Source organism: Apibacter sp. HY039 (assembly GCF_004023655.1).
GTDB classification, from domain to species: Bacteria; Bacteroidota; Bacteroidia; order Flavobacteriales; family Weeksellaceae; genus Apibacter; species Apibacter raozihei.
In genome coordinates, this window is record NZ_SAYM01000008.1 from 1 (window position 1) to 16793 (window position 16793).

Here is a 16793-nt window from a genome sequence, read left to right on the forward strand (position 1 = left end):
AAAAACACAAGATACCAATAAAGGGGAAAGTTCAAGATAAAATAAAAGTATGAAAACAAAATTAGTACTCATAAGCACAATCACTACTTTTTCATTAACCAATTGTCAGGAAAAAAAAGTAGACAGATTGATTAACGTAAAAACAACAGAGAAAAAAATGGAAACATCTGAAATAAAGAATATACTGATTAAACAAATTAAATCAGGTCCAGGTCCGGAATATTGGGTTGATGACGAACTTTACACTAAAAAAGACTTAGATGCGTTGGTATCAATAGAAGATACTATTTTAAAAAATAATGGATATAAAACTCCAGAAATAGATATTTTTAATCAAAAAATTAAAACTATTTTTGGGAGGATTATTGATAATCAATCTAAAAATTCTTATTTAAAAATTTATAAAAATGATAAATGTGATAAGGGAATGGATTATCAACCCTTTTATACAGGATTGGATTATATCTATGTAGTAAAAAATAATAATTTTATTACGGTTTTTTATTCTTTGCCAAGTGTATTAGATTATCAGAAAATATATCCTGAGGTTTCAAAGTATGAAGAAAAACCATACACAATTAATACCGCTGATGGAGATATAGAGGTATCAAGATGGAAAGATGATAAAAACTTATCTCAAGAAAGACGAAATAATCAACAATTGCTTATTTCTCGCAATAAATATTTATTTAATGATGATAAGAGTCAATTACCATGGTTGCTGAATAATGATCAAGAATTTTTAATAAGTCTTGTTAGAGATTTTGGATATGATAAGGACGATAAAATAAATCAATTTGTTCTGGAATATGTCTATACATTATATATAGAAAAAAGAAGAGATATTAGTGTTTATGAAGATTTATTTTTTAATAAAGATTGTACAGGTAAAATGCATATACGAGAAGGTTTATTAAAAACGTTATCTAATAATACTTCCGAAAATAATAATGATTGGTTAAGTGCTTTAAATCAAATAGGTTACTATATGTATTCTAATGCATATAAAGATTATGAATACAGAAAACAATTTACATTAGAAGAAAGAAAGAAAATAGTAGCTTATATACTTAATACCTATGCACCATTATATCATAGATATATAGTAAAACATGAAGGAAAAGCAACTTGGGATCCAAGTACTATTTTAGAGAATCTTTGTGCAGAAGATGATAAGTTAAAAGACTATATCATAAGTCAAAAATATTATGGATTACCCAATTTAAAAGCGGAATTAGCAATAACTCCATGCCCTTGGGAACCTGCAGATCCAGATTAGTAGAAATTAATCACTAAAGGTTATCTTACTGGCGTTGTTAGAGCAGAATGTAGTTATAAAGTTAGGTACTTCAAAAACATATTCAAAATGAAAATTTGTTTATTTATATTAGTGTATTTTTTCACTTTGTCCTTATTTTTTAGTCAAGGACAAGAGAAAGTCAATATTGAAAAAATACTGAGTAAACAATTAGAATATGGTGCTTCGGCAGAAAATGAGGTTACAGATATTCCTACAGGCTATATATTTACCGAAGAAGATGTTAATGTAGAATCTACTGTAATCAGAAAAATATTAGACAATAATGGCTATAAAGCTAATCAGGATGAATTTAATGAGAAAATAACAAAGATTTTTGGTGCAAAACAAATAAATCCTTTTTATATCAATACTCTTGAAGGTAAATGTAATATAAATACTAAACTTAATCATGATATTTTTGATTTTCCATCTGCACAAATATGTGTTATACCCAATAAACAAATTATTTTTCCTATATTATTACTCCCCCAGTTAATTGATTATCAAAAAGATTACCCTAAAACAGCATTAGTAGAAGATAAAATAAATAAATCTTTTGTTAAAGATGACTATAAAATTAATCTTAAGTTATGGAGAGAAGTAAAAGATTTATCGAATCAAAGACGTTTCAATCAACAATTATTAATATCTCGCAATAAATATTTATTTAACGATGATCAAAGTCAATTTGCCTGGTTAATCTCTAATGATGAATATTTTATGGAATCATTAGTGACCACTTTTGGATATACAAATGATCAAAAGTTATTAAAATGGGTCATGGAAAAAAACTATTCCAAAGCCGGCGATTTTGTTAAAAATAATGTTTTTGTTAAAGATTGTAAGGGTAATTTAGAAATACGGGAGGATATATTAAAATATATTGAGGAAACAACAACAGAACAAAAAACTGATTATATTGAAGCTTTATATAGATATACTTATTTTTTATTTAATCCATATAATGATAAAGAAACGTCAATATTTAATGAAAAAGAAAAGTATAAAATATTTGCTTATGCTGCCAATACCTACGATCAATTATTTAGAAAATATAGTTTTTTAGGAACCACTAATCGAGGAAGGTGGAATATGCTAGGTTCTTATTTTTATAATAGTTCAGAAGAAGACTGGGAAAAACTAAAAAAAGAATTTGTTTTAAATAACTATTACAATTTACCTCATTTGAAAAGTTTAATTGAATATGCGGAAGAATTTGATGGAGTAGGTTCCCCAGATTAATAGAGTGCAATATCAGAAACCATCATTTATAAGTAGAACGGAGAGAAAGTAAAAAGACAAGAACCTGCTATTGCGAGCGAAATTTATAAATTTTTTTAGAAAATTATGCTATAGCATTAAAATAAAGAAATTGAATTTGATGATTGTGAGTTCTTAAACCAATCTTATTCTTATAACAAGTCAAAATATGTTTACTAAAAAAGCCTCTAATCAAAAAAGCAATTAGAGGCAAGAGATTAATTAAGCGTAAATTATAGTAAAATAATTGTATTATTATTCCAATTGTTCAACAAACAAAGTAACTCCGGAGGTAACAGCAGGAACTCCACCACTGGAAGCAATATCTCCATTAGCATTAATACTAACTCTGTATACCTCTTTGGTATTATGCAGAACAATTATAGCATATCCTACGTCTCTGTTTTGAGCATTTAAATCGGCTGTAGCATTTCCTGAAGAACTGCTTAATTTTTCAAAGCTGTACCAAATTCCAGGAACAGAAGCTGTTTGACCATAATTCTCTAAATTGATACCACCAGCACCAGCTTTATGATATATAAAACTAACATGTGTTGCAACGGTAGGAGAAAATTCGATGTTTGAAGCTGAGGGAGTTACGGCTTTATATCTAACTCTTATATTTCCAATACTAGTTACAGAATTGGTAGGTGTATTAGCATCAATGGGTGATACATTGGTACGTGCATATTTGATAGTCTGTATTTTATTTGTTCCCCCAATAGTAGCCTTACAGCTTTTATTTAAAAATGAAATATTTAAGTCCATAGTGGTGGGAGATGTAATAGTCGGGGTACCCTCTACTAAATATTTAATTTCTCCATTTCCTATAGCTAATTTACCTTCCTGTAGAGTATAATATAAGCCGTTTACAGGGCCCAGGCGGCTACCAGTGTTGTAAGAACCTCCATTACCACCTATATAGGGAACGGATAAGGTACCTGTATAAGGTGTTCCGCTGGTAAGTTCCATGGGTGTTAGATTTGCACTTGTACATTGCAGGTCACTAATAGAAGGTGTTATTATTTCACTATCATCAAGTTTTTTCCAGGAAGCACCGTTCCAGAAAAAAAATCCTTCAATAGGAAACCCTGTATTACTTCCTGTGTTATAAACCATTAAGCCGGTTGCAGCGTTGCCTCCGACAATACTTTGGTCTGTATTAGAAGTTAGTGCAATACGAGGAATCAGCATTCCTTTATTACTAGAACTGATATCCAAAAGAGCTGAAGAATCTGGATTGGATGTTCCAATCCCTACTTGACCAAAAAATAAATTAAAGCAAAGTGACATTGTGATAATAATGATCTTTTTTTTCATAAATATTAAATTATATATGTTGATAAAATTAATAATCGAATATTATTTCAAAAATATGAATGATTGTAATTTTTCTATAATATATCTTAAATATTAATTATAACATTATTACATATAATGTTTTGTTTGTAAAAACAAATGCATAAATATTATAAATAAAATAATTTTTAAATATAAATAATAAACAAATTAATTCTATTTTGATGAAAAATAATAATGAGCAAAAGTAACAATATTTTTTTAATATCTATAAAAAAACAAGTACATATATAAAAATTAATATAATTTTAAATTTTATTGTTTTTTTTTATAATAAAAAAAAATTATATTATTTTGAATGTTTTATTTAGGTTATGTTGTTCTTTATTCTTTTAATGAGTTAGTCAGATTGATTTTTTATTAAAAAATATTTATTAAATACCAAAAATTGTAATGATAATTAAACAATTTATCTCATTTAAATTTTTATAAATCTTTTTTTTAGTTTTTTAAAAGATAAAATTAGTATATTTGTGTGGTTTTTATTTATTATTTAATTTTTAATTATGTCTATTAGTAAGAAAACAGAAAGGATGGATATCTTCGTAGATGAAGGTAAGAAAAGTATTCTGGTGCAGGAAAGATGGCAATATAATTGGCTAAGTGATTTATCACCTTGGACCATGAAAGAAAAACGAAAATTTCATGAATTAATAGACAATATTGTTTGGAAAAAATGGGGGGGATTTTATAAATTAAAGGTTAAAGGTAAATCTGATTTTGCTAAGAGACATAAAGATACTATTTTTGTCGTTAATTTCGATATAAAATGGGTGTCTGATAATCCCCATTGGTTTGTTAATGTAAAAAAAATAGCGCCCGGCGGTTTTGAAAAAAGTTCTATAGACTGGAATACACGGGTGATTAATCTGGATACGGAAGATACTAAAATTGTAACTAGGGTAAGAAATGGCGTTAAATACCAGCAGTTGCCTGTAGCGCATATGTTTGGTCGTACACTGGGAAATATAAGTAATCTTAAACTACCTCGTTCTGAATCTTATCAAACAGATTATAGCTTGAATCCGGGATTTAAATCGGATTATTATAGTATTATAAATATCGGAGAACAATTGCGTCTTCGACATATTGATTATGTGTTGATTCAATTAAACAGTGATTTAGTAAACACCATATTTTATTTTTTATGAAAGCTTTATATGTTTGTTTATTCGTAATTATAGTTTTAGGCTGTCGGGAACACCGGGTTTCTGTTTTCAACAACAATAAAAAGAAGGAAAAGGAGAATAAAACCAGGGGGAAAAATAAGTTGCAGCATAAATATATTAATGTTGAAGAAGTAAAAGACTGGTCACTCGAACAAATAAAACATAAATATAAGCCTATAGAAGAAGAAGATTTCTTATTAAACGATATCGTATTAATTAATGAATTCAGAATAGGATTATATAATATTTTTAAAGGAAAAGACAGGGAAAAGCCTGTGCCGATTAAAGAAGTAACCTGGGAAAAAGACGAAGAGAATAACTATACGATCTGGTACAGGGGAGATTCGGGTCAGTGGGTGGCTATCGACTGGTATGTTTGGGCAAAATCTTTAGCATTTTAGTTTATAAATGCATGAAGATTAGGTTTTTGTTTATTTTTATTGAGTAGTAAATTTTTAGAAAAAAAAATTAGGGAATACTCACTTTATATTTGTGATAAAAATAATTATCATGAAAAACTTTGCATGCATGTATTTAAGCATGATTTTCCTTAGCATTAATAGTATTTTATATGCACAAGCAACAAAAACTAAAACCAATTCCGACAATAATTCATCGGGTTTGAAAAACTTCAAAATTCAGTTAAGCTATTCAGAAGGTAATAGTATACAAATTGATTCAACATCCATCACCATAAAAGAACAACAACCGGAAACCTGTATAGAAAAATCGGATACAAGTTATCCTTTTCAGCAAAAAGATTCAATATTTATAACGAAACCTGTTTCCATAACATCTGATAAACCGCAGAGTGAAATGGAGCAGGAAACAACTGCAGAAAATGGAACTTTGAATCTGGATACAAGTAAAACGACGAATGTAGACAATAACCGGGATGCCAATCGAGGCAAAAATATAGACAATAACCGTGATAAAAACAGGGATAGAAGCAGAGATTTAAAGAGAGATAAGAACAGAGACAGAGGAAGAGAAGCTAAAAGGGACAAAAACAGAGACAGAGATAGTAGTAAAAATAAAGGAAATAATATATTTATTAAAATTAAAATAAAAAATAAGCTGAACTGATATTTTTTTAAAACTAGTAAAAAACAAAACATCCGTTTTTATAAGCTAATTAAAATTGATGTATTTTTGAATTTTAAATAAAATCACATGACGAATACGATAAACTTTAAGTATAAATTTCTGGCACTAATAATAGCTTTTACATTTTTTTCCTGTAAAAAGTCGAATAATCATATTTCTGAGAATCAAAAAAATGAATATGCAAAAAATTATTCAATTCAGGATAAAAATGATCAGATTGAAATTTACTCAGCAGGTGAAAAAGTATTACTGCCGGTAAATTTTAAGCTTACTAAATGTGTTATTACCCATACATCGGCCTCTGCCTATATTCAGGCATTAGGAAAACTTCATACTATTGCGGGAGTATGCTCTCCCCACTATTTTTATAATACTGAAATAAATGCCGGAATTGTAAATCGTAAAATACAGGATATAGGAAATGATGCCGGTTTAAACTTTGAAAAAATTATGGCTATACGTCCCGATATTATTTTTACCACTCACAATCATTCCTATGAGAAGGTTTTAAACCAGCTTAAAAAGCAGGGAATTAAAGTAATTTATATTGAAGAATATCTGGAATTGCATCCTTTGGGAAAGACAGAATATCTTAAACTTTTTGGAAGATTATATTCTGAGTCGGCTAAAGCTGATAGTTTGTATAATAAAATAAAGAATAATTATATAACGTTAAAAAATAAGGTAGAAATACAAGATAAAAAGGCTTCGGTTTTAACGGGAATGATGTATGGAGACACCTGGTATATGGCAGGAGGCAAAAGTTTTATAGCCGAGCTTTTTAAAGATGCAGGTGCTGATTATATTTGGAAAGATAATTCCGACTCGGGCAGTATTCCGTTAAGTTTTGAAGAAGTTTTCAGTAAAGCAAAAAATGCAGATTATTGGATAGGAGCCAGTAATTATTCTACAAAAAAAGAAATGCTGGCCTCTAATTCAAATTACGAATGGTTTGATGCTTATAAAAATAATCAAATATATATTTTTAACAAAAGAGAAAATAAGTTAAAAGCAAATGATTATTACGAATCAGGAACTATATATGCTGATAGAATACTAGCTGATATTATTAAAATCTTACATCCTCAATTAATCCCTGAGTATCAATTTGAATATATTAAAAAACTGGAATAGCTGTCTTACTGCGTTTTAATTTAATTCGGATGATATTTAGATAAAAAAAAACCATTTTCCTTTTAAGGAAAATGGTTTTTTATAATATGTTATTATATTATTTTATTCGTTTATTAATTCTTTCTACTTCATCCAAAAGTGCTAAATCGAGACTGTTGATTTGTTCATTGACGGATTCTAAACGTCCTAAACGAAGGTAATATGTGATTAGAAATTGTATATAACTTCTGGATTCTTCAATAAATTTATTAAGCTGTATCTCGTTTTTTATCGTTTCTGCGAACTCTACAATTGCTTTTTTAAAAACACTGATCTCATTGTCTATTTTACTTATGTCCATGGTGCTCATCATTTGATCTATTAAGGTTAAAAATAATTTATTACTTCTATGTAAAAACAATAATTATACCATAGATTTAGATGTCGGTATAGATAATAAGAAAGTTAAAATTGTATAATTGATTGATTGATAGTGTTTTATTTTTGATAAGTACAATTATTATTTTTTGATATTTAACAGAATTAACAAAAAATAAAGAAAGTAATTAAAATAAATCATAAAAAAGTCTAAATAGTTTAACTATAATTAACTTAATTACTATTTTAATTACTTTCTTAAAGTATATTTAAAAATAAATAAACTAAATCTCTAAATTATTTTTTGCTATCAAGAAAAAAAAATAAAATCAGTCCCAAAATAGCAAAAATGCATATTCCAATAACAACTCCCATACTTATTCATTAATTTTTAACCAAAGCTTTGGCTTTAAGAATATAGTAAATGTAAAGGAAAAAATTCAAAATACAAAGGATGGCTGATGAATAAACAAGGATAAAATCTTTACCATCACCCCAAATGTGGTGAGCATACGTAAGGCCTCCTAATATAAAACAAAGAACCAGACCTGTAATTGAAGTTATTCTATAGCTTTGAGCTCTGTCAGAAAGTGTATCGTTAACCGCCATTTTACTTTTAACGATTCCGTACCACAAATATACGTCAAGACCGATAATCATCCATATAACCAATCTGATCCAGGTGTCTAACGGTAAAGAAACCATCAGTCCCAGACAAGATAGAACACCCAGAATAGGTACTAATGGAACCCAAGGGGTTTTAAATCCGCGGGGAGCATCCGGATTTTTTTTACGCAACACGACAACTCCAATACAAACTAGAACAAAAGCGAATAGTGTACCGATACTGGTCATTTCACTAATCACATCTCCGGGTATAAAAGCAGCACATATACTTATAAAAATCATAAAGATGGTGTTGGATTTCATTGGAGTTTTATATTCAGGATGTACATCGGAAAACATTTTAGGTATTAATCCATCCTGACTCATAGAAAAGAAAACACGGCTTTGTCCTAAAAGCATTACCAGAATAATGGAGGAATAACCCAAAAGTACCGAAGCCACTATAAAAACATTTAACCAGGGATATGCCGGAATAATTGTTCCGTCAGCGCCTATTGTGCCCATGTGTCTGATAGCAGTGACCACAGGAGCCAAAGAATCTGAATTTGCATTTTTTCCAAATTCCGTGTAATTAACAACACCTGTCATTACATAAGCAAACGTTACGTATAATATAGTACAAATTAATAAAGAACCCAAGATACCGATAGGCATATTTTTTTTGGGATTTTTAGCTTCCTGTGCAGCTGTGGAAACAGCATCAAAACCAATGTAGGCAAAAAACATGAGTCCTGCGGCTCTGAAAACACCCGACCATCCGAATTCTCCAAATGTACCTGTAGTATTCGGAGGAACAATAGGACTTAAATTTTCAGGTTTAACATATTGAAAGCCTAAGGCTATAAATATAAGTACAATAGCAACTTTTAATATAACAATAAAATTATTGAATAAAGCAGAACCTTTGGTTCCACGCATTAATATTAAAGACATCAGACAAACTATGACGGCTGCAGGGAGATTGATGATTCCCTGAACAACATCACCATTAGCAAGTGTTACACTTTCAAAAGGAGTTTTTAGCAATTCAGGAGGCAGATGAATATTAAAGCTTAGAAAAAACTGGTTAAAATATCCTGTCCAGCTAGAAGCTACCGCAGCAGAAGCTACCGAATATTCAAGCACCAGATCCCAGCCGATAATCCAGGCAATAAATTCTCCCATGGTAGCATAAGAATACGTATAAGCACTTCCGGCTACCGGAATCATAGATGCAAATTCTGCATAACAAAGGCCGGCAAATGCACAGCCGATGGCTGCCAGAATAAAGGAAATCATAATGCCGGGTCCTGCATAATCGCCGGCAGCCTTTCCGGTTACGGAAAATAATCCGGCTCCTACTACAGCACCAACGCCTAAAGCAATTAAAGCTGTGGCTCCCAGCGTTCTTTTTAAACTTGATTTAGAACCTGTTTCATCAATAATATGTTCAATAGGTTTTCTCTTAAATAGCATATGTATGTAATTTTTTAAACGGTGGCTAAATTATAAAAAAAAATAATTCTGATTCGTAATTATTAACAGAATTTAATACATTTTACACCTAAGTGAAAAATGAGATATAATTTTTAGTTAATTGATATAAAAAATTAAAAATATGCTAGCTTAGATGATAAAATTCCATTGTTTGATTTTTTCTAAAGCATGATATGCAGTTAAATCAAATCTAACGGGAACAATACTGATATAATTATTATCCAATGCCCATTCATCAGTATCATCACCTTTATCATGATTTACCCATTTACCGGTCATCCAATAATAAGTTTTACCTTTAGGGTCGATACGCTTATCAAATTCCTCTTCCCAAAGAGCATTTGCCTGACGACAAATTTTTATTCCTTTAAGTTCTTTTTCTTCAGCCTTTGGAATATTGACATTTAATACCACTCCTTCAGGCATAGGACTATCAAGTACGTTTTTAACTATGAGTTCGATATACTTTCTGGAAGATTTGAAATCAGCACTGTATGAAAAATCACAAAGTGAGAAACCTACCGAAGGTATTCCTTCAATTCCGCCTTCAATAGCAGCAGACATGGTTCCGGAATAAATAACATTAATAGAAGAATTGGAACCGTGGTTGATACCGGAAACACATAAATCGGGTTTTCTGGGAAGCAATTGATCCATCGCCAGTTTTACACAGTCGACCGGAGTTCCGCTACAAGCCCATTCTTTTTGTGGTCCTTTATCTATAATTATTTTTTCAACTCTTAATGTAGAATGTATAGTTACAGCATGTCCCATACCACTTTGTGGTTTATCGGGTGCTACCACATAAACTTCGCCGATTCCGTTCATGATATCAATTAACTCTCGTATCCCCGGAGCGGTTATTCCATCATCGTTCGTAACTAAGATTAAAGGCTTTTTCATTTATTTTTTTGTTTTTTTCAAATTAAAGCAAAACTAAGATTTTTATATTAAAAATAATCTTACCTTTGAGCTTATTTTTTTTAATTCCTAAAAAGATTTCAAGATGTTAAATTTAAGAAAAACTTGGATATTTCTGTCCCTATGTTCCATGAGCCTTCTCGTATTTTGTTTCAATTCTTCATCTCAGGACGACAGGGAAAAGGAAATTTTTAAAAGAGTCAAAGAAACTCTTTTATATACAAGTTATGCGCCTAAATCCCTTAACGAAGAATACTCGAAAGATGTTTTCAAAAAATACATGGAAGACTTGGATCCATTTAAACGATATTTTTTAAAATCGGATATTAATGAGTTTAACAAATATCAGAATAAAATGAGCGATATGTTCATTAATACGGATGTTTCTTTTTTTCATTTAACTATTGATCGTCTTTATAAAAGAATTAATGAAACCGAAGGATATGTAAATGAAATATTTAATGCTCCTATTACATTTACAGAAGATGATTATTATATAACAGACGAAAAGAAAAGAGAGTTTCCCGCAGACCAGTCACAGGCTAAAGCGTACTGGAAAAATTATATAAAGTACAGCATTCTTCAGGAAATGTTTAACTCTCAAAAAAATAAAGATAGCATCTCTCAGAATAAAGAGATAAAAGATTCTCTTACCGGTGCAATAAAAAAGGTAAAAACTCAGGATGAAATCAAAGCTGATGCTACTAAAAAAATTAAGGAGAATCTTACTGAATATTTTCGCCAGATTAAACTGAGAAAAAAATCTGATTTATTTTCAATATTCGTAAATTCCTATACAGAAGTATTTGATTTGCATACGACTTACTTTTCTCCAAAAGATAAAGATAACTTCAACACTACTATGAGTGGTAAAATCATAGGAATTGGAGCCACTTTACAGGATAATAAAGGATATCCGACAATCAAAGACCTGGTTATAGGAGGGCCTGCTTGGAAATCTAAACAGATTGAGTCCGGAGATAAGATTATAAAAGTCCAACAAGGAAAAAAAGGGAATCCGGTAAGCGTAGTAGGAATGTTGCTGGACGATGCAATTCGTTTAATAAGAGGGGAAGAAGGAACTACTGTAGTTTTAACCGTTGAGAAAAAAGACGGTACAACTAAAATAATTTCCCTCGTACGTGAAGAAATAGAAATACAGGAAACTTTTGTTAGAAGTGCTGTTATTACCGATGAAAGCGGCAATAAATACGGAATTTTATATTTACCTGAATTTTATGTCAACTTAGAAAACAACTCTAAAGGAAGAGACTGTTCAGATGATATTAAAAGAGAAATCAACGAATTAAAAAAACAAAATATCAAAGGTCTGATTATGGATGTTAGAAGTAATGGTGGAGGATCTTTATCAGAAGTTGTAGATATTACCGGTCTTTTTGTAGGAAATGGTCCTGTAGTACAAATAAAAGATTCAAACGGTAAGATAAAGGTATTGGATAGCAAAGAAAAAGATGTTGTCTGGGACGGACCTTTAGTTATGATGACTAACGAGATTTCTGCTTCAGCTTCAGAAATCCTTGCGGGTGCTATGCAGGATTATAAAAGAGCCATAATTGTCGGGCCGGTTCAAACTTACGGTAAAGGGACAGTTCAAACCATATTTCCTTTAGACCGGTTTAGCCTAGCCGATGACAAATACGGAGCTTTAAAAGTTACCATTCAAAAATTCTATAGAATTACAGGTAGTTCTACCCAGCTTAAAGGTGTTAATTCAGATATTGTAATACCCGGATTGATGTCCTATTCGGATATTTTTGAAAAATCGCAACCTTATGCCTTACCTTGGGATCAGATTACAGCTACGAAATATACAGAATGGCAGGGAACTCCTAAAATAAACTATGAGTATTTAAAAGCCAGAAGTAATGAAAGGTTAAAAGGTAATTCATATATAGCTTCGATTGAGTCTGCTGGAAAATGGACTCAGGAATTAGATAAAATTGAAAAAATACCTTTGCAATATGAAAAATTCATGACGGAAATGAATAAGAGAAGAGAGCAAGGGAAAAAATATGAAAAAGAAACTACTTTTGATGCTAAATTGAAAGTGGAAGCACCTACGTATGAGTTGGTCAAATTTAAATCCGATACGGTTTTAAAAGCAAAAAGAGAAGACTGGTATAAAGGCATGAAAAAAGATTTTAATCTGAAAGAATCTGTTAATGTCCTGAATGACATGATAAAATCAAAATAACGATATAAGTATTTTATCCATACAAACGCCTGTTTAAATAAGTTTAAACAGGCGTTTTTTACATATATATTCCCGTTAATTCTTTTTTTAATGTAAAATATATGTTCTTATAAACGAGTGAGTTTTGTACTTTTAATAAATAATAATACTTTTGTCTTTTACTAAGCGAGCATGTACAACAAAATAAAGAATAGTGTTTTATTATGCACTATAGCCATAATCATTTTCAAATTACTGTTTTTATTGACCCGACACATTCAGGAAGATGCATTTATTACCTGGAGAGTGGCCCAAAACATATTGGATTATGGGGTATACGGATATAACGGAGCTGAAAGAATATCGGCATCTACTACTCATTTATACGTATTAGTCAGTGTTATATTCAAATATATTTTTTCAGATAATTTCATCTATCCATTATTGATATTCAATAATATAGTATTTACATTCGGAACCAAAATTCTATCGGATCTTTTATTAAAGGAAGATAAATCTAAAATACTTTTTATACTTTTTGTTAATTTTTTACCTCCGGCATTAAAAATATCTACAATAGGCATGGAGTTTGGACTTCTTTTCTTTTTATACACTTTATTTTTAAAATATGCATTAGTAAATAGAAAGAATTGGGCTTTTGTTTTATTCCCCTTATTAATACTATGGACTCGTTTAGATGCGGCTTTGTTTATGTTGATCACTTTTATTTTTGATCTAGTTAAATATAAGAAAATAAATTATTACTTTATTTTAGGTGGAGTTTTAAGTATAATCAGCATAGTAGGATTTAATTATTTTTATTTTCATGAAATAATAAATAATACAATTGTTGCAAAAAAATTAGCCTATGCAAAACCGGTAGATGGTATAGGTATCAGAATCGATGAAATGCTTAAAAACACGAATTTTTTCTCAGTAATTAAAATTCCGTCTTCAATATCTCAATTTAATTTTGTATTCATTATCACATTGGTTCTGTCTTTGCTGTGTCTGGTAAGAATTTCAAAAAAGATAACTAAACAGCAACTTTTTGTTTTATACATATTATATACTTACGCAGTGGTTCGTATATTGGTTTTTGGCTTTGCTAACAGTTGGTTCGACTGGTATTACTGGAATCCTCAAATATTTATATTCATACCGATTATCATAATTTTCGTTTATCAACCCACGACATTTAAAACCCTGTCGTATTTAATAATATTTTTCATTCCCATGGCTTCATATCAAGCCGTACATTCCATTGCTACCGGTCACGGAGAATGGAATTATAATAGAAAAGTAGGACTTTATATTGATAGTATTGAACCAGACAAAACAAAAACAATTTATTTAGAGCCAGCCGGCTATATTCCTTATTTTTCTAAACTTAAAGCAATAGATTATGTAGGATTGGTCGACAAAAGAGTATCTGAGGAATTTAAAAAAGGAGATCCTAATGTGGATCAGACTATTCTTAGGAAGCTAAAGCCGGATTATATTCTGGAAGATAACAAGCCTATGTTTAAAGGCAGAATAGATTCTGCTGTATCATCACAATACAAATTAATTAAAGAATTTCATATCTCATCCGTTTCGCATTCCGATAATTATATTTTAGACAAAATATATAAATTAAAACCTTCAGGAAGAGATTATTATCTATATAAACGAATGGCTGAATAAAAATAGTTTAAGAATTCTCATCACCATATATTTTCCAAAATTGTTAAGAATTGCCTGTACGACCTAAATAAAAGTATAAAATAACTCCTTTGAATAAAATAAATTGTAATTTTATACCTATTATAAACGATTAAGGGCTATGAAAAGAGCGGAGAATAACAGATATATAAATAGAGAAATAAGCTGGTTAAAATTTAATGCAAGAGTTCTTCAGGAAGCAATGGATAAAAAAAATCCTTTGTTGGAGCGATTACGTTTTTTAGGTATTTATTCAAATAATCTGGATGAGTTTTACAAAGTCAGATATGCATATATTGCCAGAATGGTTCAGTTTAACCGTAAATACAACAATATTGTAGAAGAGCAGACAGATACCGAATTGCTTGAAGAAATTAACCAGACGGTAGCCCATCAGCAACAAAAATATGACAGGCTGTACGAACAGATAATTAAAGAGCTGGCACGTGAAAAGACTTTACTTGTCGATGATAAAACATTGCCTGATACCTTAAAACCTTTTGTTGAGGACTTCTTTGAAAATAAACTAAGTCATGCACTCACCATCCTTTACTGGAAAGAAGGAGATAAGACACTTAATTTAAAAGATAACGTTTTTTATCTTATAGTTACCATGTTTAAGAAAAATGATAACCGGCAATATGCTCTTATCGAAGTTCCAACTGATCGTTTCTCCCGTTTTTTAGTTTTACCGGATATCAATGATAAGCATCATGTTATATTTTTAGATGATGTTATACGTTATCACCTGAAAGATATTTTTCAGTTTTTTAAATTTGAAACCATTGAAGCAAAATCTATTAAATTGACTAAAGATGCAGATTTATCCATAGATAACGATGTGCAGGTAAGTTTCATGGAAAGTGTTGCAGGGGCTTTAAAAGAAAGGCATAAAGGTCTTCCGGTTCGTCTGGTTTATGATAAAACCATAGATTTAAAAACATTGAAGTTTATTAAACGGATGTTTGATTTGGATGAATATGACAGCCTGGCTCCCGGCGGAAAGTATCACAACAAAAAAGATTTCATGAAATTTCCTACTTTAGGAAGGAAAGATTTGGAATACAAAAAAATAGTTCCGGTAATACCTAAGATTCTAAAAGACGAAAATAATTACTTTAAAGCATTTGCTAAAGAAGATACCTTATTATATGCACCTTATTATGATTATTCCGTTTTTCTAAAATTTTTGAGAGGAGCAGCTATTGATCCGAAAGTTAGGAAAATTAAAATTACCATCTACAGAGTGGCGGATAATTCTCAGGTTTTAAGCGCATTAATTAATGCTGCTAAAAATGGAAAAGAAGTAACAGCTGTTTTGGAACTAAGAGCAAGGTTTGATGAAGCACATAATATTAAATGGTCAAAAGCTTTACAGGAGGAAGGAGTAAAAGTAATATTCGGAGTTCCCGGACTCAAAGTACATTCTAAAATAGGAATAGTCGAAAGAGATCCACAAAGAGGAGCAGCAGAAAAATATGCTTTTATCTCTACTGGTAATTTTCATGAAGGAACAGCTCGGGTTTATACAGATTTTACTCTTTTTACAGCCAACGAAAGTATAGTTAATCAGGTAGATGAAGTTTTTAGTTTTTTTAATGCAAACTATCTGGTCAAGCATTATAAAGATATAGCGGTAAGTCCCTGGGGAATCAGAAGGAAACTAATATTAGGAATTAAAAGAGAAATAAAGAATAAACAGCTGGGATTACCGGCACAGATTAACTTGAAAGTTAACAGTATTTGTGATAAAGAAATTATTGATCACTTATATGAGGCGAGTAGAAACGGCGTAGAGGTGAGAATGGTTATCAGGGGAATATGTTCCATTGTTCCTCAAATTCCCGGATTAAGTGAAAATATAAAAATTGTAAGTATCGTAGATCGATTTTTAGAACATCCGCGTATGTATTGGTTTAAGAATGGAGGAGACGATATGGTTTACATTTCATCTGCCGATATAATGGCACGAAATTTAGATCATAGGGTAGAAGTCGCCTGTCCAGTACTAAATGCTCAAAACAAACAGGAAATTATGCACACCTTTGAACTGGGATTCGAAGACAATGTAAAAGGCAGACTTATCAAAGAAGGTCTGGAAGAGCCATATCAGAAAAACAGAAAAAAGAAAAATAGATCTCAGGAAACTATTTATGAATATATTAAAGAATTGAATAAATAAGAA

Annotated in this window: 13 protein-coding genes; 9 read left to right on the forward strand and 4 right to left on the reverse strand. The window is 30.4% G+C overall.

The window, feature by feature from the left end; genetic code table 11:
* Positions 1–49: 49 nt before the first annotated feature.
* Entirely contained in the window at positions 50–1279 is a 1230-nt protein-coding gene (locus EQ921_RS13035) for a hypothetical protein (protein ID WP_128331966.1), read from the forward strand.
* Between the two features lie 87 nt (positions 1280–1366).
* Positions 1367–2542 carry a hypothetical protein gene (locus EQ921_RS13040; RefSeq protein ID WP_128331967.1) on the forward strand — a complete coding sequence of 392 codons (1176 nt, stop codon included), beginning with the start codon at positions 1367–1369 and terminating at the stop codon, positions 2540–2542.
* 273 nt (positions 2543–2815) lie between these two features.
* On the opposite strand, the gene EQ921_RS13045 is transcribed toward EQ921_RS13040, so the two are convergent.
* Complete coding sequence (locus EQ921_RS13045; RefSeq protein ID WP_128331968.1) at positions 2816–3880, reverse strand: hypothetical protein; 1065 nt, start codon at positions 3878–3880, stop codon at positions 2816–2818.
* A 545-nt stretch (positions 3881–4425) separates the two neighbouring features.
* Between EQ921_RS13045 and EQ921_RS13050 the strand changes: the two genes are divergently transcribed.
* From EQ921_RS13050 to EQ921_RS13065, 4 genes are all read left to right on the forward strand, one after another.
* On the forward strand, positions 4426–5070 hold the full coding sequence (locus tag EQ921_RS13050) for a hypothetical protein (RefSeq protein ID WP_128152347.1): 645 nt from the start codon (positions 4426–4428) through the stop codon (positions 5068–5070).
* Positions 5067–5489: a hypothetical protein gene (locus EQ921_RS13055; RefSeq protein WP_128331969.1), complete on the forward strand. Its 423-nt coding sequence runs from the start codon at positions 5067–5069 to the stop codon at positions 5487–5489. Before EQ921_RS13050 ends, EQ921_RS13055 begins: the two co-directional genes overlap by 4 nt.
* Positions 5490–5598: 109 nt before the next feature.
* The gene (locus tag EQ921_RS13060) at positions 5599–6174 is read left to right on the forward strand and encodes a hypothetical protein (protein ID WP_128331970.1); all 576 of its coding nucleotides are present in this window, start codon (positions 5599–5601) and stop codon (positions 6172–6174) included.
* Between the two features lie 87 nt (positions 6175–6261).
* Entirely contained in the window at positions 6262–7329 is a 1068-nt protein-coding gene (locus EQ921_RS13065) for an ABC transporter substrate-binding protein (protein ID WP_128331971.1), read from the forward strand.
* A gap of 97 nt (positions 7330–7426) precedes the next feature.
* Here the strand turns inward: EQ921_RS13065 and EQ921_RS13070 are convergent, their stop codons facing one another.
* From EQ921_RS13070 to surE, 3 genes are all read right to left on the reverse strand, one after another.
* Complete coding sequence (locus tag EQ921_RS13070; RefSeq protein WP_128152355.1) at positions 7427–7669, reverse strand: hypothetical protein; 243 nt, start codon at positions 7667–7669, stop codon at positions 7427–7429.
* Positions 7670–8070: 401 nt separating this feature from the next.
* On the reverse strand, positions 8071–9768 hold the full coding sequence (locus EQ921_RS13075; protein WP_128152357.1) for an amino acid permease: 1698 nt from the start codon (positions 9766–9768) through the stop codon (positions 8071–8073).
* Between the two features lie 150 nt (positions 9769–9918).
* Entirely contained in the window at positions 9919–10692 is a 774-nt protein-coding gene (surE, locus tag EQ921_RS13080) for a 5'/3'-nucleotidase SurE (RefSeq protein ID WP_128331972.1), read from the reverse strand.
* 103 nt (positions 10693–10795) lie between these two features.
* Between surE and EQ921_RS13085 the strand changes: the two genes are divergently transcribed.
* From EQ921_RS13085 to ppk1, 3 genes are all read left to right on the forward strand, one after another.
* Positions 10796–12925: a carboxy terminal-processing peptidase gene (locus tag EQ921_RS13085; RefSeq protein ID WP_128152361.1), complete on the forward strand. Its 2130-nt coding sequence runs from the start codon at positions 10796–10798 to the stop codon at positions 12923–12925.
* A 171-nt stretch (positions 12926–13096) separates the two neighbouring features.
* Entirely contained in the window at positions 13097–14590 is a 1494-nt protein-coding gene (locus EQ921_RS13090) for a hypothetical protein (RefSeq protein ID WP_128331973.1), read from the forward strand.
* A gap of 139 nt (positions 14591–14729) precedes the next feature.
* Positions 14730–16790, forward strand: coding sequence for a polyphosphate kinase 1 (gene ppk1 / locus EQ921_RS13095; protein WP_128152365.1), 2061 nt, complete (start codon positions 14730–14732; stop codon positions 16788–16790).
* The last annotated feature ends 3 nt before the right edge of the window (positions 16791–16793 follow it).